The organism is Paenibacillus sp. KS-LC4 (genome assembly GCF_036894955.1).
Lineage (GTDB): Bacteria > Bacillota > Bacilli > Paenibacillales > Paenibacillaceae > Pristimantibacillus.
Genome location: NZ_CP145905.1, coordinates 704,467 through 725,676 on the forward strand (window position 1 = coordinate 704,467; position 21,210 = coordinate 725,676).

A 21,210-nucleotide genomic window follows, 5' to 3' on the forward strand; every position below is an offset into this window, starting at 1 on the left:
GTGTAATTAGGAACACAATGTACAAAAGCAAGACTGCAAGTCCGGGTGCTCGTCTCCCGGACTTTTTTGCTTCATTCCGATTGTTTTGGTAAGGTTTTAATTATATAAGCCATTCCAATTAAATATATACAAGGTGAAGCATATGGAACAGGTTAGGAAAATGATGCTGGCACTCGTCGCGGCGAATGTACGAATGGAGCACATTCAATATGAGCGGTTAGAGGGAAATCAGCATATTCAGCTGAGTAATAAAGAGGGCGGCTGTCTGGTGCTCGTAGCAAGCGGCGAAGGCATGCTGGTTAACGGAGCGGGAGGAAGCAGGCAAATGTTACGACGGGGCAGCTTCTTCATCAATCTACAAGGCATTGATGCCGTTGTACATGCAGCGGATGAAGAGGCGATCGGCTTGTATGAGCTTGTTTTTCAGCATGATTTGTTGCAGGTTGATTCAACTGCCTCTTGTTATCAGGCAGAGCTGTCCAAGCGTGCAATCGGACCACTCATTGACCGCATGAAGGAGCTGTATGTGAATCGCTTGAATCAAGGTGAGCTGGAGCGATTCCGCCTGCATATTGATTTTCAGGAGCTGCTTTACAGCTTGTTTGAGGATGCTGAGGAGAAGCGTGATTTGAGTCATGCGGAAGCGTTGCTGCGAACCGCCTGCTACATGGAGCGGAATTTTCATGAGCCGCTATCGCGGGATAAAATGGCGGAAATGGCCGGTATGAGCGCGCCATATTATTCAAGAGCCTTTAAGAAGCAGCTGGGCAAGACACCTCAGGAATATTGGACAGGAGTCCGGCTTAATCATGCGAGGAAGGCGCTTATCCAAGGAAAGGACAAAATGAGCGAGATTGCGGAATATACCGGCTTTGGAGAGCCTTATTATTTTAGCCGTGTGTTCAAAAATGTACTCGGCGTCTCGCCTACAGTGTATCAGAAGCAGCCGCGTCAGCGGGTCGTCTGCCTGTATCCCCCGTTTATCGACTGCATGCTGGCGCTCGGCGTTGTGCCGTCCGCAGTTATGATCGATTCGGCTCATCCACTGAGCGGGCGCTTGGATGGCTCGCTTCATTTAGGAAGCTCAGAGACAGAGCTTGGTGTACGTGAGGCGAGTCTGCTGGAGGAGCAGCAGCCGGAGTTGATTTTGTGCAGCGATTATATTCATCCTGATCAGGAATTGTTGCTCAGCCGTATCGCACCAACTGTAGCTGTTACGTGGAGAAGGGAGCGGCGGACGGATTTGCTGGAAATTGCAGGGCTGCTGGGAAGAAGCGAGGCAGCGGTGAAGCTGCTTGAGGAGCTTGATCAGCAGCTGGATCAGGCACGCGAGCAATTAAGCCGAAGTTTAGGGCGTGCGAGCGTAGCGATGCTGCGATTTCATGCTCAGCAAATGCGCCTTTACGGCGGCCCGAAGCAGGGCTTTGTCGGGCCGATACTCTATCGCGATTTGAATTTGCAGCCGCCATTGCTTGTCCAGCAGCTAACTTGGGATAAATGGTGGGCTTCGCTTGAGCCTTCTCTGCTGCCTGCGCTGGATGCCGAGCATTTGCTGATCGTGATTGATCCCGGCATGGAGGAAGAAGCGGGCCTTATGATGAGTGGAGAAATATGGGCGGAGCTTGCTGCTGTCCGAAAGGGACAGGTTTATCTAGCCGATTATTATACGTGGATGAGCAGCGGCATGGAGATGGATAAGCTAAAGATTGCGGAGGCGCTGCGCCTGTTCGCTACTAACTCTTAGGACACAAAAATCCTATAAAAAAAGTCGATTTGTCCTTGGGAAACCATTGAAAAAAGAATATAGTGATAACGATTATCATTATATTTGAGGAGTGGTTGGAAAGATGTTTAAGGCGGGTTTAGTGCCCAGCATGCTGCTGGTGCTGATTATTTTGATTTCGGGCTGCGGGGCAGCGGAAGGAAACGCTGTGGGGGCCGGAGCAGAAAGTACGCCTATGGCAACCGAAGCTGCAGCAACTGAGAAGAGCATAGACGAGGAGCGCGTTGTAACAGATGAGATTGGGCATGAAATTACGATTCCGGCGGAGCCGAATAAAATCATTGGTATTTATTTAGAGGATGAATTGACAGCACTAGGCGTTACGCCAATCCGTAAATCCAGAATCGGCACATGGAGCGGACAAGACTATTTAGGGCTCACAGTAGAGGATATTGATATTGCAGGGGATGTCGAGGCTTTTGTGAAGGCGGAGCCCGATTTGATTTTGACCAATGTGTATGAGGAGAAGCAGTATGGGCATTTATCCAAGGTTGCTCCAATGTATGCCTTCACGGATGCGCGCGCAGACTGGCGCTCGACGATTCGGACACTAGGCGACCTGCTTGGCAAAAAGGACAAGGCGGAAGATGTAATTGTCTCCTATGATAAAAAAGCGGAGGAAGCGGCAGCTACTCTTAAAGCTTCTATCGGCCAGGAGACGGTTGCGATACTGCGTGTTCACGCCAAGTCGCTTAGACTTTACGGAGGACCGGGTTATGCTGGGCCTGTCTTGTACAACGAGCTTAAGCTGAAGCCGAGCAAGCTGGTTCAGGAGCTCGTGCTGGACAAAGGGGAGAAGGTGGTCAACTTGGCGATGGAAATGATCCCGCAATTGGATGCGGATCATATTTTTCTCACCATAGATACGGGGGCAGAGGAACAAGCGAAAGAACTGCTTGAAAGCAATTTGTGGAAAGGCCTTCAAGCAGCTAAGAGCGGAAACATTCACGAGGTTAATTTTGAGACGTGGATGAAGAGTGGACCGATTGCTGACAGCAGTAAAATGGATGATGTGCTTGCAGCATTGGCGCCATAATTCATTTTTTGAAATAGATGAGGCTGTTTCTGGCGTTTTGCTGGGGGCAGCTTTTTTCTATTATCCCTACCGATAATATTGAAATCCAAGCTGACTGATTAAACCACTTTTTCATTTTTCATATTATTTGTTCAAAGTGAAATGGAGGTAAAGTAGCAAAGAAAGATTTCGAATTCATTCATTTTCGTTCCAACACAACGAGAGCAACCGGAAACAGGGTGAAAAGCTTTGACGTTTGACAGGACGGGCGTTATGCTAAAAAGCGCCGGAGCCATGTAGGCCGGAAGAATGAATAAACGATGTGGGAAAGAGGAATTGAATATGCGAATCAAGTGGTGCTTCCTGGCCATCCTTGCGATGTGGGTATTCAGCACGGGCATTGTGCAAACGGCACACGCTGGAGACGATACCGCTGCTGCTGCGAAGCTGATTGCAAGAGACGGAGCAGGCGTGTATTCCGTCAACTATAACATGGCGATTCTGGAGGACAAGGAAGGCTCATGGAGCCTGACGGATGTGCAGTCGCCGAAGTTGCAGAATCAGTTCGTGCCGGTCGAGGGCAAAAGCTCCTTTGGCTACACCAGATCTGTGTACTGGATGAAAATTACAATTCGTAATGAATCCAGAAGCGAATACTGGCAGCTGAGCCTGCAAAACCCGCTTATGGATCACTTTAACGTGTATTCGTCCGCCGAAGTGAAACGGATTCGACATCACTACCCTTCATACAGCCTTCAATTGCCTGCCCACTTGGATACAACAATTTATATGCGGTTCGAGACGCCTGGCCCCTTTATTATTCCGATGCGTCTAACGGAGCCCGATGCGATATATGAAAAAACATCCTTGGAATTTGTGCTGTACGGCCTGTATTATGGCATTATTTTGACCATTGTCATGTACATGCTGTCGCTTTATGCTTCTATTCGCAATTCATCATATATCTTCTATGTTCTATATATTTTATGCTACAGCGCCTCTCAATTCGTCTGGGACGGACTGGCGCTGCAACTGCTCGGAGAAAACTGGTTTACGACCGGGGGCGGCGGTATTCTTTTTGCAAGCCCTGTAAGCACGTATGAGTTCTTTTTTGTTCTGAGCATCTGGTTCGGCTTTATTGCAACTCGGAGGATTTTAAAGCCGGTCGCGTTTTCTCCGTTTCTGGACCGTTTATGCCGTGTCATGATCTGGTTGTGCCCGGTCGGGGCAATCGGCAACGCATTTTTTTATATGTATGGCCTGTCGTTCATCTGGTTCAGCTTCAAAATTACCGCCATCCTTATGCTTCCGGTTATAGTCGTGGGCTGCGCTCTGCGGGGCAGCTGGCTTGGTCGTCATTTGACGATCGCCATATTGCCGCTGTATGCCATTGCATTGCCAAGCTCACTGCTTTCAACTGGCGTATTGCCCGATAATCTGTTTACCCATTTTGGGATGCAATTTGGATCAGTCATCGAGTTTATCATCATGTCGATTGTTCTATATGAGCAGGTCGCTCAAATGCGCGAGAAGCAGCATCGCGTGCAGAAGGAGCTGGCGAATACGCTCGCCAACTGGAACAAGACGCTAAAAATAAAGGTAGAGGAGCAGACAAAAAGCCTAAAGCGCTCCAATGACGAGCTGATTCTCGCCGAGCAATCCCGCACACGGCTGCTGCAGAACATTTCACATGATATCCGAGGGCCCCTCAACTATGTTCAGGGAGGCATTCAGGCGCTAAAGCAAAGGCTGATTCAGGAGCCTGAGCGACAGCAGGAGATTTTAGATAATGTGTATGGCAAGGTTATCGAGGTTAACCATTTTCTGGACGAAATGAATCGGATTGAAGAGGGAGAAAGCCCTCAGAGCTTGGAGATGGTAATGTTTGCAGAGTGGATTGACGATATTTTCGCTGAAATGGCGGCTGATATTCGTTATGGCAATTTGCGATGCGAAACCATTGTGAAGGTGCAGGAGGATGCGGATGTACTTATTGCCCCGCATGCCATCAAGCGAGCTATTGTGAACCTTGTGCACAATGCGTGCAAGTTTACTCCCACTGGCGGATTAATCGTTCTAAAGGCCACGCAAGATGACCACTGGGTAACGTTGACGGTAGAGGATGCTGGGAAAGGCATCGCTGCAGAGCGCCTTCCGTTTATATTTCACCGGCATTACATGGAGGATAAGATGAGCGGACGCGGTCTTGGCCTTGCCATAACGAAGGAAATAATTGAGCGTCATGGCGGCCAAATCAGCGTCTGGAGCGCCGAGGGAAGAGGCAGTCGCTTTTCCTTCACCATTCCGAAGGTCCAGTAGTTGTCCGAACCGGCATTGTTTACTGGTCTCGACTATGAAGACATAGAGCGGCCCCATGCCCCATGCTTGAATTTGGCGCAGCTTTTGCGTTTTGCAAGTGCTCAGTGCAGCGGGCTATTACGAAGTGGCTATGACGAAGTCATCGGCTCAAATTTGTATCCAAATCCCTTTAAGGTGTGAATATATTTCAGACTTGAGGCATCTGGTTCTATTTTTTTGCGGAGATTATAGATTTGCGTTTTGATTACATCTGGATTGTATGCGGCTTGATCGCTCCAGACCAGCTCGTACAGTTGCCTGGGGTGATAAACTCTGCGCGGATTCCGAGCCAGAACGATGAGCAGATGAAACTCCTTGGCCATCAGAAGGACAGGCGTCTTCCCGACACATACTGTAAGGCGCTCCAAATCGATTTCCAGTCCAGGAAAGCTAAGCTGGTTTCCCTGACTTTGCGGATTTTTGTATGTATGCAAAAGCTGGCTCCAGCGCAAGTGCGCGTTGACTCTTGCCAGCAATTCCAGATGATCAAAGGGCTTGGTGATATAATCGTCGCCGCCAGCCTGAAGCGACTGCAGCCTCTGCTCCCGCTCGGTATTGCCTGTCAGGAACAAAATAGGCTGATCATATAAGCCGCGAACACGGCGGCATAATTCCACGCCATCCATCCCAGGCATCGACAAATCCATAATAATCAGATCGGGCTGAGGCCCGCCCTCCTTCAAATATTTCAGACATTGTTCCCCGTCATACGCCTGCCATACCTCAAAGCCTTCCGCTGACAAAAAGATGCTCAGCATATCCTGAATTTCGCGGTCGTCATCTACCGTCAGAATCGTTGTCACTGTTGCAGCCCCCTATGCGGCAAGCCTTTGCAATAGGCCATACTCATTTTTTCTGCCGCGATTCTATTCTATATTAGCGGCTGGATCTCACCCAGGCAACAGGGAGATGAGATCTGATTGCGGCATTTTACCTCTATTTCACCTCGCTTCGATAAAATGGAACAAAACAGCCTGCCATTCGACAAAAATGAGCGAGTGGAACAGGGGAGACGGGGAATTGGCATGATATCGGTAATGTCGCTTAAGATTAAAAAGTGGATAGGCTTGCTTCTTGTTGTTACTATGCTCACTAGCTTGATGCCTGGTTACGGTACAGCCAGTGCAGCAACGAAAGAAGCGGAGGCTGAGCTTGCAGCCGCCTTGTCGACAATGCTTGCAAATGGCGGAACCTCCGGAATACCGGACGCTCCGGTCGCACAGCCAAGCGATATTTCTGGAAATTGGGCACAAGGGCAAATTGAAGATTGGATCGACAAGCAGCTCATATTCGGTTTCCCAGACGGGACGTTCAAGCCGAATAACAAAATTAGCCGCGCAGAGCTGGCGGCGATTATTAACCGAGCGTTTAGCTTCTCGGAGCAAGCATCAAGCGCGTTCAACGACGTCCCTGCGGCCAAGTGGTATTCAGCGGACATTGCCAAGGCGCAGGCAGCAGGCTATATGCAAGGAGACGGTAATGGCTCCTTCCGCCCCGATGCCCCCGTTTCGCGTCAGGAGGCCGCAGTCGTTCTGGCCAAGCTGCTCAAGCTGGATACAGCAGGCTCAGACTCCGCCGATAAATTTGGGGATAGCAACAAGATATCCGCATGGAGCAAAGGGGCAGTCAGCGCTGCGTTGAATGACGGTTTAATCAACGGTTACGGCGATCATACATTCAGACCCACTCAGCCAATTAGCCGGGCAGAGACCGTCGTTATTCTGGATCGGGCGCTAAAGATGGCGACTGGTGGAACGGATACCGCCGACTTGCCCACTGCATTGATTAAGGCTGGTACATACGGCCCCGAGAATAGAAAGGCAACCTATGCCGGCGATTTGACAATCGACGCGCCTGATGTCGTCCTTCGCAACGTGACCATTACAGGCAATCTGGTGCTCGGGGAGGGAATTGGCGAGGGCGATGTCACGCTGGATGGTGTCACTGTACTAGGAACAACAACTGTGAAGGGCGGCGGCAAAAACAGCATTCATCTGCTCGATTCCGCTCTCACACGAATTATTATTACGAAGGTAAACGGCCAGGTGAGGGTCGTAATTGAAGGCTCTACAGCCGTCGATCAAGCAACGGTAACAACGGGAGCCACGCTGCAGGTTGTGGGCGGAGGCGGTGCCAGCTTCGGCACTGTAGAGGTTTCCACAGCCGGGGAAGTAACGCTTAGCGGGAACTTCCCGAACGTAGTCCTCGTCGCATCGGCAACGGTCACGATTACGGACGGAAGCGTCGACAATTTGACGCTGACGGATCTCGCTGCGGGAGCAAAAATTGAAGTGAACGAAACGGCGAAAGTATCCAGCCTCAATGTGGGCTCTGCGGCTACCATTTCCGGGCAAGGTGCAATCACAAACGCTACGATTACGGCAACGGGTGTCACGATGGCGCAAAAACCAGATAAGGTCGCGATTGCGCAGAGCATCTCCGCACAAATCGGCGGGCAGACGGTGCAGGGGACACTTGTGTCGAGCGGATCGTCTGGGTCGTCTGGGTCAACGACAACCGCATCACCCGGACCTACCTCGTCGCCTGCACCGACTGAACCACCTGTGTCGACGGCGACGCCTATATCGGTAACGGTAAGCAATCCATCAACGGCTGGACTCACCATTTCGCTTGTTCCGCCGTTGCCTGGTCTTACAACGGGGGATCTGGTTCTGACAAATCCGGAGGGGTACACCATTTTTAACTCTGCCTTGAGTACGACCGATAATGGCTCAACCTATCAATATTCGGGCATATTTCGGGGTGGAGATACGTATGCGCTGTCCATCGCCAAGTCCGGCTACAGCTTCGGCAGCAGTAAAACAATTGCAATACCGGATCTGACGGCTTTCACAGGTGCGATACTCAGTCCGGACGGCGGGAAGGTGACGCTGCTCTTCACGAAAGAGCTTGCGCGCTTGTCCGTATCGCCCGCAGGTTTTGCCGTCAAATCCGGCGGAGAGGCAGTCGCGATCGTCTCAGCGGAGAAAGTTTCCGGGGCGCGCGTCGATCTCACATTGGCCTCGGAGATAGGTGCCGATCATTTTGAACTGTCGTATACGCCGGGGGCGGTTACCTCGACTGACAGCAAGCCTCTCGTAGCCTTCAAGGCAACCAGCATTATGGATGGAACGACAGCGGCGGGCATCGTGAATTACAGCAAGCTGGAAGGGAAATCGGCTGCTGAAGCAGCAGACGCGCTGCAAGAGCAGAATGGCGGCTCCTTGACCGGAGCGGAAATCGGAACGGCTCTATTGGAGGGCGGTTATTCGGGCATTGATGTCGTTAAAATGCTAAGTGAGGAAAATTATTTCCCTTACCCCGATACGACCGCTATATTCCTGATTGAACAAGGGTACGGCGTTACCAATGCTCTGATTACGCTGGAGGAAGCAGGCTTGATTAGCTTGGGGAATAGCGGATTCGGCAAGGCGATGAAGCATATGGGAATTACGGCCAAGGATCTATTTCAGGCGATGAAATTCAAGGGGTATGGTATCAACACAGCCTATGAGGAATCGGGCTACTTCGATAATAACGAGAGGTATGCGGCGCTGCGACAAGTATTCGGCTTGACGGAAGAGGAACTGGCAGCCTTCCTGAACGAAAAATTCGTTTCTGCCCGTGAAGCGGCGGCCGTGATGCAAGCGAGCAAGGCCAGCACGCCATCTTCCATTGTGACGGCGCTGCAGCGCGCGAACTATACGGAGGAGCAGGTCGGTGAAATTCTGAAGTCGGCGGATTTGTTCAACGTCAACGCGTATCGTGCAGTGGCACTGCTGCTCGACGCAGGCTTTAATATGCATGCAGCTTCCAAAATCATGAAAGATTACTACGGAGCAAGCGCTGACCAGATCGTAGCCGCGCTTGCATTAAGAGGCATGACGTTCGCGGAGATCGTTGAGGTCATCGGCAGCGGCACGCTCGGCTTTACGCAGGAAGAACGGTGGGCAGGACTTCGTGCCGCTTACACAACGAAGCAGGTCGCCGCACAGTATTTGAAGTGGGAATGGACCGCTTCCGAGCTCATCTCCTATCTGGCGAATGCCCATTATCCGGCCGAGGAAGTCGAGGAGGCGGTCTCGACCGTTTATAGCGGGAGCAGATTCCTGGACGGCTCAATTGAAGCCATGCTATGGGACAACTACACGATTAGTGAAGTCGCAGCCGGGATGAAGCGTTCCGGCGATAGCATTAAAGTGGTCGCTGAACTGCTCGCCTCCAAGGGCTACAAAAACATTTTCTCCGCTGGAGACGAGGAAGAAACGATTGTGGATATGCTGCTTAAGGCTGGCTTTAGCGTTATCGAAATTGCCCAGTATTTGCGGCCGTTTGGCAGCAGGCAAGATAGCATGTCTACAGATGAGATGGGCAGAGTTCTGCTGCAGTTTAAGGATGCTGGCTTCACGGCAGTCGAGCTGACGAATCTCATGTCCGAGATGATTCGCTATTCGAGCTTGCGTTCAGGAGGCGCAGAAAGCTTTGTCATCCTCATGTACGATATGACGGATTTGACAACGGATACCGGGCGGACGCTGACCAAATTCAGCGCTGACGATATCCCCCGCGTATTGGCGGCAAGAGGTCTTGAACCGAAGGAAATGAAAAGATATTTATCTTATCGCTTCGCCACTTCATTGCAAATTGCCGAGCTTCTGAAGACGAGCTTCTCTTTCGATGCGGCCGAGCTTCTGGAGGTTATTCGAACGTCGAATAGCGCGTTTTGCGGATCTGCTTGCAGAGTGAATGAATTGCTGCGAATTATTAAGGCTTCGTACAGCGATTTGACTTATGAAGAGGCCGCATCGGTTTTGTACAGCTCCGGATTTTCCTCCAATTTTGGTGCAGGGGTGTTCAATAGCGACCTGATTAACGGAGTTCGGGAAGTGTATGGCGGGAATCCCAATCTCGTACCCATGTTTAGGAGGCTGGGCGAGCCGCTGGGGAGCCTTATCAATTTGTCCGCATATTCAAATTACAGTTCAAGTTCTTGGAGATCAAACGGCTATACGGCCATTGAGGTTCTCCCCTACCTGCTTCTTGGTTCTGTTGGCAATCTTCAGGATCTGAAAAACGCAGGCTATAGCCTGGAGGAGATTGTGCTCGCTGCGAATAAAGTATATGGCGAATCTGGGGTTACGAACGTCACCGCAACCGGCCTGTACTCGGCAGAGGAAATTGCTGATGCCGCTGCCGCAGTGCTCGGTCAGGACTCCAAGGCGACGATGGCGAGGCAAATGCGAGACAACCATGGCTGGGCATACGATACGGCAAACGCGCTTCGCACAAGCTATGATGTGACCGATCCGGTTGAAAGCGCGATGCTGCTTCAGGGCGCCGGTTATTCACAAAATGAAGTGCTCGGCGGTATCTTTTACGCCTTCTGCGCCGGCAACGCCTTTTCTGAAGGAACCTATGCGACGCTGAACGCCGTCATAAGGAGCCTGTACAGCGAGGTTACTGATCCACTTGCTTTAAGCTTAAATATCGCGGATGCAACGTCGCCTACCAAAGGCGTTAATATCTTCCGAACGATCGGCTATACGCCGGTACAGATTGTCACGGTCCTTAAGGAACAGTATCAGCTCTCCAGCAGAGACGCGCTTAGAGTGTACCTGAATGCCGGAGGTGCCACGCCGATTACAATTCTGACGGCCATATCATCCGTATTCAACGTCGAAGCCGCATCCTTTGTCACCTCACAAGAGAAGACGGATGGCAAAGACGCGTATATGACAAGAAAGCTGCTTAGCAGCAACTACGGCTATACCGATGAGCTGGCTATCGCAAAGGCGCTAGCGGATGGCGGCTACTCGCAGGAGCAAGTGCTGGCGGCCATGTTCCATCAGTCTGGCAACCGTAATATACTGGTCGCTAGCATCCTGAAGCAAAATTACAGCGTTACCGACCTTGGTGTCGTCTCCACGTGGCTTCGTAATCTCGGAGAGTCCACGAGCAGCACCTACCAGGCGCTGCGAAGCGTCTACCCTGATGCTAGCACGGGCGATGTCATCACCAAAATGACGGAGAGCGGGTACAGCATCTATACGATATTCGGCCAGCTTCTGGATCGGCCAGAAAGCGATGCCAAGAACGATTCGACAATTGCCGCCGTACGCGGACTCGGTTTAGAAGCCAAATATGCGATGGGCATGCTTCAGGGCTGGGGCTACTCGCTCAAGGATCGATTCTCGAAGCTGCGGACGACAGGCGGTTATACATTTGAAGAATTAGGGGAAGCGATGAAGGCCAGTGGCGAAACGGGGCTTTCGGTGGCAGCTGCGATGGCGAGCCTGCGATACAGCATACAGGAAGTCGCGCCAATCGTTTACGCTATGGATACCCGCTATCAGGTGCTCGCTCTTTACTTGTACGGAGCGGGCTGGTATGATCCCGCCGTTCTGGCGATGGGGCTGCTGGAGGTTGGATGCCCTCCTGAGGACATTATCACGGAGCTTAAGTCAATGGTGGACGAACTGCTGCTGGACTATGTGTTCCTTAAAAAGATCGAGGCGCCAATTCCGAACTGGACGTCGACTTACATGGCAATACGGCTCTCCTGGACGGATATGTCAATGAACGAGCTGGCTCAAAGCCTTATCAAGGCGGTTGATAATGACGAATACAGGGAAACCGACCTGTTCTGGGGCTTGCGGGCACTAGTCGAGATCGGGCTCTTCGATCAGATCAAGGCCGATCTGCCAGCAGACGCCGGGGACTACCTATACGGTCGCAACGACGGCATTCCGTTTATGGTTTTGAAGGAATCGGGACTTAGCGCGAATCGGGCAGCGGGACTGATGCACGACTTGGGCATTCAATGGCAGCCTGCCATCATGTTCCTTATCCAGGCTAATTACAGCTCAAGTGATATTGCGTCCGCCTTCTTCTCTCACTATTCCCTGGATGTCCTCCTCTCCGTTGCGGAAATTATCGCTACGATTGCTACGAGCGTCAGCGACGGAAAATGGAGCAATATTTTAAAAATACTCAAAATCGTAGGACAGGTTGCCTTCAACGTCGGAATGAAAAACTATCACACCGATTTCAGCGGTAATCCCGACCGGGCGAGTACCGGCTAGAAACTTGCTTTAAATATTTTTAGTCATTCAGCGCAGTACTAGGCACGTAGGGGTTAACATAAAAAAGCAGCAGCCACAGGCCCGTTCAGCCCGTTGCTGCTGCTTTTTTATGGAGCTAAACATTTACCCCATTAGTCATATCCTTTAACCTATTAAATCATTATTTCGTACTCACAAGCCAGTCAGCCAGCTCTCCCGTTTGGGTCAGAATGGCGATCGGGTCCCAATACCAGGAGCGTTCTTTGCTCCAAATAAATACCCGGTCATTTTTGACGGCGTCGAGTGTGGACCAGATCGGGTCTGCTTTGAGATCGTCAATAGATAGCCTATCGGTCGTGAGCACAATATAATCCCCTGCATATTGAGGCAATACCTCATTCGAAAGGGTTGCCCAGCCTGGATCGCTTATCTCAGCAGCTACTGCGGCAGGAGGCTTAAAGCCAAATACATTGTAAATGGGCTGTCCGCCCTTGCCATAGTTGGCGCCAACCGCCGAAACATCCTTGCCGATCCATTCCAAGACGGAAAATGTACTGTCTGCGGGAATGACCTCAAGCACTTTTTCTTTCGCAGCAGCTATGCGCTTATCGTAGTCGGCTAGCCATGCAGTCGCTTCCTGCTCCTTGCCCAGCAGCTCGCCAAAATAAGTAACTTCCTCATGTACCGATTTAAGCGAAGCATAAGGAATAATGACAGTTGGCGCGATTTTGCTTAGCTGATCATTCATTTCAGTATACATGTCATCCATAATGATCAGGTCCGGCTCCATGGAAACAATTTTCTCCAGACTGCCGTTCCCATCTCCTAAATCCTCTACATCCTTTAAAGCTTCGCTTAGATAAGGATTGGAGAGATGATGGGTGGAGGTGCCAACCGGAATGACGCCGAGTGCCAGCAGGCTGCCTAAATATTCTCCAGCCACTACTCGTTTTGGATGCAGTGGAACTTCAATATCGCCCATAATGGTGGATACGGTTTTAGTTCCTTCTTGCTCAGGCACGGCAGTTGCCGTTGCTTGCGGTGAACTGCTTGGTTCAGTAGAGCTTGCTGCACCAGTGGCAGCATTATTGCTAGACGCTTGCGTACCGCAGGCGCTGAGAAGAAGCATAAAGCTGAGTAATAGTACCGCCGCCATGGACGGTTTTAATTCACTAAACATGACAGACTCTCCCTCTTTGCTACGTTGATAATCGTTATCAGCTCCATCAGTATAGCGGAGCGTTTTTTGAGGGGCAATGGAGAATCTCATGATTGTAGCAGGACAATCTTCTAAACTTTGCTTGGCGGAATGCTCTGCTCTAAATAGAGAGGGAGAGACGCCTTTATATTTTTTGAACAGTCTGCCTAAATAATAAGGATCACGGTAGCCAACACCAGCCGCTATTTCGCTTATCGTGGCATCCGTTTCAAGCAGCAGAGCGGCGGCCTTGTCGATACGGACCTTGATCAAATAATCAATGGGGCTTACACCCGTCCGGCTTTTAAAATAGGAGGATAAGTGAGGAACGCTGTAATTTAGGCTTTCTGATAAAGACTCAAGCGTAATGGGCTCGGCATATTGCTTATGAATAATTGCAATGATTTGCGCGGCCAAATCGCTTTTTTCTGAACGAGTGCCCTGCAGCTTCAGTTGATTGAATAGCTCTTGGACGAACTGAAGTAGCAGGTTTTTGGCACGCAGCTGTCCAAGCGCCTCCGCCTTGCTCCAATCCTTGTGCATGTCCGTCAAGCAGCGATATAAAACGACGGGGTGAGAAGGCGCAAGTTCATATAACGTGTGAAAAGGGCGCAGCCGCTCAGCAAGCTGAGTTATTGACTGCGGCACAGGCTGTGGAATCGTTGCTTTATAGTAGACGCTATAATATTCAAGGCCGTGCTCGCCAGCCTGAAAATCAATTGCTGCTCCTTTGCCCATATGCAAAATCGTAAAACGGCTTAAAGGATGCCATTCTCCGTTAACCTGCACCTGTGCGCTTCCGCGTATACACATAATAAACAGGCTGGCGGGGACCACGTAGGGTCGAGTAGATTCACCAAATTTCAAAATAACTCGGCGAACATCCAGCAGCCTGCAATAGGCGTAGCTCCATATCGCAATATGATTATGTACATCCATCCTCCGAAACCTGCCTTCTCAATAAATGCCGGTCTGCTTGTTGCTTGTATGTACTATTATAGTTGACAGCTCTTATAATCAACAACTAGCGGAGAGACAACAAAAGGACAGACCCTAAAGCCATCTTGGATGACTTGAAGGGCTGCCCTATTGCAGTGGATCTCATTGTAATTATTGAATCAGGTCTGATTTTTGCAGCAGTCTTTGCATAATGGCAGCAACCTCTGCTCTAGTGATAAAGGCTTTAGGAGCCAGCTCGGTGCTGGTTCGCCCGGATACAATGCCTGCAAGCACGCTGTCGGCAATGCCGTTTTTCGCCCATTCGGCAGCCTTGGACGCATCCTTATAAGGGAGTAAGGTTTGTTGAGCTGAGGCATTGGCAGGCTGAGCCTTTAAATTCGTAATGGTCATGGCTTTGGCGATAATCACCATGGCCTGCTCCCGCGTTATTTTGTCGTTTGGACGGAAGGCTCCATCTTCAAAACCATTGATTAAATCATAGGCATGAGCGGTATAAATAGCAGAGCTATACCAGTCTGAGGCTGATACATCTGAAAAGGCTGCCGCACCGTTTTCCAGGCGCAAGCCTAGTTCTCGGACAATTACAGCTGCAAACTCTGCGCGTGTAATTTCGCGGTTAGGATGAAAGAGTCCTTGTGTATCGCCCTCAATAATCATTCGCGAGCCCATATCGTTGACTGCAGTTTTGGACCAATGCGAAGCAACATCGCTAAACTCATAGGGATGCCATACAATGGCATACGTACTGTTGGTCAAGCTATTAATTTGTGCAAAATAAGCCTGTTCCTCCTTAACGACCTTTGTTGGAACATGACGTACGGTTCCATCCGGTTCAACGACAATTCCCGTTGTAATTTTGCTTGGGTCTATGCCAGTTGGAATGGCAATCGAACGCTGCACATAACGATTGTATTTTGTAATTTCAAAGGTTTTATCGCCGTAGACACCCTTGACCGTTAATTCTGCCGCTAGCGCTCCCCCAATCCTACAATTATCTGAAAATAACAGTAGATAATATAACAAGCAATGTTCGACGAATAGGTACAAATTTCCTATTCCGTTCGACAGTATTGCTTTTAAAATTTATTTCGTGAAAAGCAAATCAAAAAAAACCGCCAAATGCTTGGCGGTTTAAGGATACTGATTAGATTAGTGTCTCGTCATATTAGCCGCGATCCGAGGTCAGATCCAGCCAATTCCGCTCTTCCGCTGTCAATTTAACGAGCGCGCCCTCATCGCAGGAGCGCAGCTCCTCCAATGATTGTGCGCCGATTAAGGCGCAGGTTGGAAACGGCTGGTTCAGCACGTAAGCAAGTGCGATTTGAATGGCTGTGACACCTTTGCGCGCTGCAAGCTGCTTGGCACGCTCAAGCCTTTCCCAGTTGCCGTCGCTGTAGAAGACGCGAACTAGATCGGCATTCGAGCGATCCTCGGGTGTGAAGCGTTCTGTGAAGAAGCCTCTTGCTTGGGACGACCATGAAAATAACGGCATTTGCGTTGCTTCATGCCACGCGGATGTTTCCTCATCGGCGGAAACGCAGCCGGCCCAGAACGGTTCGTTTGCTTTGGCCAGGCTGAAGTTAGGGCTGTTGAAGGAAAAGCCGACTAAGCCTTTGGCTGCTGCATAAGCATTCGCTTCCTTAATACGCTGCCATGACCAGTTGGACACGCCAATCGTCCGGACGGTGCCTGAGGCAATATGCTCATTCAAAATATCAATGACCTCACCAGCGGGAACGGCTGGATCATCCCGGTGCAGTGCATACATATCAATGTAGTCGGTTTGCAAACGCTCGATGCTTTTGTTTAAATCGCTGCGAATAGCTTCGCTGCTTACGCGTGGTCCATTCTGATCATGGTGCGCGCCTTTGGTTAAAATAACCCACTGCTCGCGATTGCCTCTTTCCTTCAAATAACGGCCGATAACCTCTTCGCTTTGCCCGCCGCAGTAAATATGAGCCGAATCAATCGAATTGCCGCCGATAGCGAAAAACGCATCCAAATTTGCCGCAGCTTTATCGTAGCGCTCATGGGTGAAATAATCGGAGCCTTTCATTAACCGGGATACCGATTTGTCCAGGCCATGCACCTTTAAATATTCCATTGCTGTCGAAGCCTCCTTAGTAGACTAATGCTCTTGATGTTAGCTGGTTTATAAAATAACCCTTTGACGCTCGCGTGCAGACAGCAGGCAGGCATCAATTACTTTCATATTGCGGATGCCATCCGCAGCTCCGAAGGTTAAAGCTTTGCCTTCTGTAATGGCTCGTGCCATATGGTCCGCTTGCGCGGTATAGGCATTGACATAAGGGACTTCAATCTGCTTGCGCTCGCCGCCAGATTTGACGAAAATCGTGCCGCTTTCTGGTGTAGGCGTTATAAAAGCAGAAGGAACCTCGATTATTCCATCGCTGCCTATTATCTCAAGCGGGTTGCGGAAAGAAGACCACATGCCGCAATCGAAGGTGAGTGATACATTGCCCTCGAATTCGACTAATCCGAACGCCGTCATATCTACATCGTCATGCTCGGGTGAAAATTGAGCGTTCACCGTTACCGCTTCAGGCTCCTTGCCGAGCAGTAGGCGGGCTGCATTAATCGGGTAGCAGCCTACGTCATAGAGGGAGCCGCCGCCCCAAGCTTTGCGAAAGCGGACGTTTGCTGTGTCGCCTGCATTATTGAATGTAAAAGCACTGCGAATGCCGCGTACTTCACCGATGGTACCGTTTGCAATCAATTCTTTAATCGTTTCGTAACGGGGATGGTAGCGATACATAAAGGCCTCGGAAAGCAGGACGCCAGCTAGCTCAGCGGCTTCAGCCATTTCTGCTGCTTCGCGAGCCGTAAGGGCAAGCGGCTTTTCGCATAAAATATGCTTGCCCGCAGCGGCAGCCTTGATCGTCCATTCCTTATGCAAATGGTTAGGAAGCGGTATATAAATGACGTCGATGGAGCTGTCTGCCAAAAGCGCTTCGTAGCTGTCGTATGCAGTCGGAATTTGGAGTTGCTCGGCAGTTTGCTTTGCCTTTTCTCCGTCGCGGCTGGCGATGGCTGCCACTTCATTTAATTCGGATAAATGCAGCCCCGGGATAACAGCATTTTTCGCAATTCCAGCACAGCCTACAATGCCCCATTTTAACTTTTTGCTCATAATTCAACCTCGCTTTGTATATTGATTTATGATGATATTGCGATTATAGAGGATGTGAATTAAAATTAAAATGATAATATTTTGCATACTATTAAAACAATATTGTCATTGAGGTGTTGAATTTGCATCGTCAAAGCCATTTACTTACCCTTCCAAATATGCCTTACTTTTGTTTTCCGGAGTCGATTGGAAATTACAGTGAGCAGCCCGAGCATAGCGTGTATCGGGAAGCGGGCGCTTTGAACAATTTTAATATTCATTTTGTTGCCGCAGGCAGAGGGTTTGTGGAATTGGACGGTATCGTCCATGAGCTGCGAGCGGGGGAGGCGGTGCTTTATTTTCCGCTGCAAAAGCAGCGTTATTACAGCAGCAAGGATGAGCCGTGGGATATCCGCTGGGTTCACTTTTATGGCGGCAGCGGGCTCCGTGATTATTTGCTTGAGCAGGGCTTGCATAAAAGCCCCTTATGGAGGCTTCGTCAGCCTGCGATTTGGGAGAAAACTCATGAGGAGCTGTTGAGAGAAGCGGAAACGTATCGCATGCTGCATCCGGCTCATCTCTCTATGCTTACTTATGCTTTGCTTACGATATTCGTCGAGCAAGCAGTAGCGCTGAATCGGGGCAAGGCGGAAACGTCCGCCGACCGAATTATGGAGCTGCTTCCGCTGATGCAGCAGGAGGCCGTGAAGCCGTTTATTTTGGATGAATGGGCGGAGAGGCTGGGGGTATCGCCTTATTATTTCTGCAAGCTGTTTCGGGCGGCGACGAGGATGACGCCGATGGATTTTATTACGCGCTGTCGTCTTCAGGCAGCTAAGCAATGGCTGTTGGAGCGCAAAGACGACAACATTGGGCAAATTGCCGAGGAGGCAGGCTATCCAAGCGTCAGCTATTTCAATAAGCGATTTATGCAGCATGAAGGGATGACGCCGACTGCTTATCGCAGACTTTATGGAGTATATGGGAAGGAATAGAATGGACTTGTATAAAAATAAAGCCGGGTATCCTCTTAAGAGGAGAACCCGGTTTATATTTCTAAGGCAAAGCTCTTCATCGCCATGGAAGGATGACGAAGTCGTTTTTGCTTGATCATTCATTACTCCTAGTGAGCCTAGAAATTAGAAATGTGTGCTTAAGAGGAATGTTTTTTCAACTCGGCTTTTTTGCTTGTAAGTTGTCGAGCTGCATCCGCTTGTTTTTTCGTGTTTTCGGCAATTTCCTCTTTTAATTTATTGATGCGTGTCAGCTTGTTGCTTAAATCGCTCGGCAGGCTGCTTTTTTTGCTGTCTTTTTGCAACTGCTTGAGTTTAGTCTGTGCTTTGGCAATTTTATTGTTTGCCAGTAGAATTTGAGCTTCTAATTCTGTAATTTCTCTTTTAAGCCGGCTTATAATTGATGAAGTAAAGCTTATGGACATAAAGGCACCTCTTCACTGTATTGTGGAACATATTTTCTTCGCTGAATATGCAGCCGATATTGATGCGGCGTCTGTCCCATCTGCTGACGAAACACCTTGCAAAAATAAGAGGGATTGCCCATGCCGACACGGGTGGCAATTTCGGGTACAGTCAGCGTCGTTTGAATTAAATAGAGGCAGGCATGTCGGACACGCGTCGCCTTGGTGTAGTCCATAATGGTCGAGCCCGTGGCCTGCTTGAACAAATGGACGACGTGATAGCGGGACAGATGGAGCGCTGCGGCCAACTGCTCCAGTCGAAACGGCTCCTGATAGTGCTGCTCAATCCACTCCATCATTTCCTCCGCGCGATGGCTCGGCCTTCTTATTCGTAGGACGGACTGGCTGCCGGGCTTTTGGCGAATGGCTTTTAATTGCCGCAGCAGCTCCAGCAGCAGAAAATGATCGTCCTCCTCTTCTGCTTGTTCACCAGCGGCGAGCCGCTCCCGGGTCTCCTTAAACTGCTTCAACAGCAGCACAAGCGGCGATGTCTCAGCGATTTCGTACCAAGGCTCACCGCCGGATTGGAGCAGCAGCTCCTCAAAGAAGGCATTCAGAAGCGGGAAGGCGCTCCAGTATTTTTTGAGCGACGACGGCTCAAACATGAGCACGGTGCGGATGAACGGCTGCTCCGCCGATATATCCATCTGTACCCGGTGCAGCTGAAAGGGATGGAAAACCATTAATGTATGGGGCTCAACCCGGTAGCGCTTGCCCTCGACAATGAGATTCCCGTGTCCGGCATGGACATAGGCAAACTCCATTTGGGAATGGGCATGAAACACCTCCCAGAAGCTGCTATCGGATGAGATGCGATAATTGAACGAAAACTGCTCCTCCATTTTGTACACGACTGGCCCGCCTCCTTATCCCGCAAATAATTGCAAACGCTTCAAAAACCGCAATATAGTTGTATTTTATCACAACTCCCAAGCATAAATGCTACGAATTTTCGATTAAAATAAAAGGGGATAACATCAGCTCATTCGTGGACGGGGGAGTTCGTTTTATGCTAAAAGTAGCGGTTATTGGAGCAGGGGCTATTAGCTCCGCACATTTGGAAGCGTACAAAGCATTCGGAGAGCGCTGCAAGGTTGTAGCGATTTGCGATTCTTACATGGATAAGGCACAGGCGAAGCAGGAGCAGTTTCAATTAGAAGGCGCTAAAATTGCAGCAGACTATAAGGAGCTGCTTGGAGCGGAGATCGACTTGGTGTCCATATGTACGCCGCCATATACCCATGCGCCGATTGCGGTCGATTTTCTGAACGCCGGCAAGCATGTACTCGTGGAGAAGCCGATGGCCTCTTCATTACAGGAATGCGACCTCATGAATGAAGCGGCCCGCCGCAGCGGGAAAATCCTTTCCGTTGTGGCACAAAACCGCTTTAAAACGCCGATGATGAAGCTGAAATCGGTAGTAGATAGCGGTTTAATGGGGCCTATCGTCCATGCCCAAGTCGATTCCTTCTGGTGGCGGGGGCATTGCTATTACGATTTATGGTGGCGCGGCACATGGGAGAAGGAGGGCGGCGGCTGTACGCTGAACCATGCGGTGCACCATATTGATGCGCTGCTGTGGATGATGGGCCAGCCTAGCGAGCTGCAAGCCTTTATGGCGAATACCTCGCATGATAATGCAGAGGTTGAGGATTTGTCGATGGCGATGCTTCGCTTCCCGCAAGGGGCGCTCGGTATGGTGACCAGCTCGGTCGTGCATCATGGCGAGGAGCAGCAGCTGATTTTTCAAGGCAAGCAGGCCCGTGTATCCGTTCCATGGAAAATGAATGCTTCCATCGCGCAGCCGAATGGCTTTCCGATTGCCAATGAAGAGCTGGAGCAGCAGCTGCAAAGCCTTTATGACGGGCTTCCGGAGGTGGCGTATACGGGCCATTCTGGGCAAATTGATAACGTGCTGACTGCGATTGAGACGGGTGCGCCGGTTCTCATTGATGGCATCAGCGGCCGCAGCACGCTTGAATTTATTACGGGCATTTACAAGTCGGCAAGCACAGGAGAGAAGGTATCTTTCCCGCTTATACAAAGCGACCCTTTCTATACGCGCGAAGGCCTGATCGCGAATACACCTCGTTTTTATGAGAAAGGCGCCTCGGTAGAAAATTTTCAGGAAGCCGCCATTACGACAGGCAGCAGCTTGGAAAATAAAGTGTAGCGACGCAAATGAACGACAGCCTAGCCCAAGCATTCGGTTGCTTGGGCTAGGCTGT

The 21,210-nt window shown here is 50.2% G+C and carries 13 protein-coding genes; 6 read left to right on the forward strand and 7 right to left on the reverse strand.

The window, feature by feature from the left end; translation table 11 throughout:
* The first annotated feature begins 142 nt into the window (after positions 1-142).
* From V5J77_RS03070 to V5J77_RS03080, 3 genes are all read left to right on the forward strand, one after another.
* On the forward strand, positions 143-1,744 hold the full coding sequence (locus tag V5J77_RS03070) for an AraC family transcriptional regulator (RefSeq protein WP_338554325.1): 1,602 nt from the start codon (positions 143-145) through the stop codon (positions 1,742-1,744).
* 103 nt (positions 1,745-1,847) lie between these two features.
* The gene (locus V5J77_RS03075; protein ID WP_338554326.1) at positions 1,848-2,819 is read left to right on the forward strand and encodes an ABC transporter substrate-binding protein; all 972 of its coding nucleotides are present in this window, start codon (positions 1,848-1,850) and stop codon (positions 2,817-2,819) included.
* Between the two features lie 321 nt (positions 2,820-3,140).
* Positions 3,141-5,117, forward strand: a complete 1,977-nt coding sequence (locus tag V5J77_RS03080) for a sensor histidine kinase (protein WP_338554327.1) — start codon at positions 3,141-3,143, stop codon at positions 5,115-5,117.
* 128 nt (positions 5,118-5,245) lie between these two features.
* Here the strand turns inward: V5J77_RS03080 and V5J77_RS03085 are convergent, their stop codons facing one another.
* Positions 5,246-5,959, reverse strand: coding sequence for a response regulator transcription factor (locus V5J77_RS03085; RefSeq protein ID WP_338554328.1), 714 nt, complete (start codon positions 5,957-5,959; stop codon positions 5,246-5,248).
* Positions 5,960-6,076: 117 nt separating this feature from the next.
* On the opposite strand from V5J77_RS03085, the gene V5J77_RS03090 reads away from it, so the two are divergent.
* On the forward strand, positions 6,077-12,238 hold the full coding sequence (locus V5J77_RS03090; RefSeq protein ID WP_338554329.1) for an S-layer homology domain-containing protein: 6,162 nt from the start codon (positions 6,077-6,079) through the stop codon (positions 12,236-12,238).
* 160 nt (positions 12,239-12,398) lie between these two features.
* On the opposite strand, the gene V5J77_RS03095 is transcribed toward V5J77_RS03090, so the two are convergent.
* The 4 genes from V5J77_RS03095 to V5J77_RS03110 all read right to left on the reverse strand — a co-directional run bounded on the left by V5J77_RS03095 (position 12,399) and on the right by V5J77_RS03110 (position 17,526).
* The gene (locus V5J77_RS03095) at positions 12,399-14,354 is read right to left on the reverse strand and encodes an AraC family transcriptional regulator (RefSeq protein WP_338554330.1); all 1,956 of its coding nucleotides are present in this window, start codon (positions 14,352-14,354) and stop codon (positions 12,399-12,401) included.
* Positions 14,355-14,525: 171 nt separating this feature from the next.
* Positions 14,526-15,398, reverse strand: a complete 873-nt coding sequence (locus V5J77_RS03100) for an S-layer homology domain-containing protein (protein ID WP_338554331.1) — start codon at positions 15,396-15,398, stop codon at positions 14,526-14,528.
* A 142-nt stretch (positions 15,399-15,540) separates the two neighbouring features.
* Positions 15,541-16,479: an aldo/keto reductase gene (locus tag V5J77_RS03105; RefSeq protein ID WP_338554332.1), complete on the reverse strand. Its 939-nt coding sequence runs from the start codon at positions 16,477-16,479 to the stop codon at positions 15,541-15,543.
* A gap of 48 nt (positions 16,480-16,527) precedes the next feature.
* The gene (locus tag V5J77_RS03110) at positions 16,528-17,526 is read right to left on the reverse strand and encodes a Gfo/Idh/MocA family oxidoreductase (RefSeq protein WP_338554333.1); all 999 of its coding nucleotides are present in this window, start codon (positions 17,524-17,526) and stop codon (positions 16,528-16,530) included.
* 122 nt (positions 17,527-17,648) lie between these two features.
* On the opposite strand from V5J77_RS03110, the gene V5J77_RS03115 reads away from it, so the two are divergent.
* Entirely contained in the window at positions 17,649-18,500 is an 852-nt protein-coding gene (locus tag V5J77_RS03115) for an AraC family transcriptional regulator (protein ID WP_338554334.1), read from the forward strand.
* Positions 18,501-18,658: 158 nt separating this feature from the next.
* Here V5J77_RS03115 and V5J77_RS03120 read toward each other — a convergent pair whose 3' ends face one another.
* Positions 18,659-18,943 carry a hypothetical protein gene (locus tag V5J77_RS03120; protein ID WP_338554335.1) on the reverse strand — a complete coding sequence of 95 codons (285 nt, stop codon included), beginning with the start codon at positions 18,941-18,943 and terminating at the stop codon, positions 18,659-18,661.
* The gene (locus V5J77_RS03125) at positions 18,934-19,824 is read right to left on the reverse strand and encodes an AraC family transcriptional regulator (RefSeq protein ID WP_338556522.1); all 891 of its coding nucleotides are present in this window, start codon (positions 19,822-19,824) and stop codon (positions 18,934-18,936) included. Before V5J77_RS03125 ends, V5J77_RS03120 begins: the two co-directional genes overlap by 10 nt.
* Before the next feature lie 167 nt (positions 19,825-19,991).
* Here V5J77_RS03125 and V5J77_RS03130 point away from each other — a divergent pair, with 167 nt between their 5' ends.
* Positions 19,992-21,155 carry a Gfo/Idh/MocA family oxidoreductase gene (locus V5J77_RS03130; RefSeq protein ID WP_338554336.1) on the forward strand — a complete coding sequence of 388 codons (1,164 nt, stop codon included), beginning with the start codon at positions 19,992-19,994 and terminating at the stop codon, positions 21,153-21,155.
* The last annotated feature ends 55 nt before the right edge of the window (positions 21,156-21,210 follow it).

Coding starts and splice junctions, on each gene's coding strand:
- V5J77_RS03120 (WP_338554335.1), bottom strand. CDS start 18,943: ATGTCCATAAGCTTTACTTCATCAATTATAAGCCGGCTTAAAAGAGAA.
- V5J77_RS03110 (WP_338554333.1), bottom strand. CDS start 17,526: ATGAGCAAAAAGTTAAAATGGGGCATTGTAGGCTGTGCTGGAATTGCG.
- V5J77_RS03125 (WP_338556522.1), bottom strand. CDS start 19,824: ATGGAGGAGCAGTTTTCGTTCAATTATCGCATCTCATCCGATAGCAGC.
- V5J77_RS03080 (WP_338554327.1), top strand. CDS start 3,141: ATGCGAATCAAGTGGTGCTTCCTGGCCATCCTTGCGATGTGGGTATTC.
- V5J77_RS03070 (WP_338554325.1), top strand. CDS start 143: ATGGAACAGGTTAGGAAAATGATGCTGGCACTCGTCGCGGCGAATGTA.
- V5J77_RS03075 (WP_338554326.1), top strand. CDS start 1,848: ATGTTTAAGGCGGGTTTAGTGCCCAGCATGCTGCTGGTGCTGATTATT.
- V5J77_RS03105 (WP_338554332.1), bottom strand. CDS start 16,479: ATGGAATATTTAAAGGTGCATGGCCTGGACAAATCGGTATCCCGGTTA.
- V5J77_RS03130 (WP_338554336.1), top strand. CDS start 19,992: ATGCTAAAAGTAGCGGTTATTGGAGCAGGGGCTATTAGCTCCGCACAT.
- V5J77_RS03095 (WP_338554330.1), bottom strand. CDS start 14,354: ATGGATGTACATAATCATATTGCGATATGGAGCTACGCCTATTGCAGG.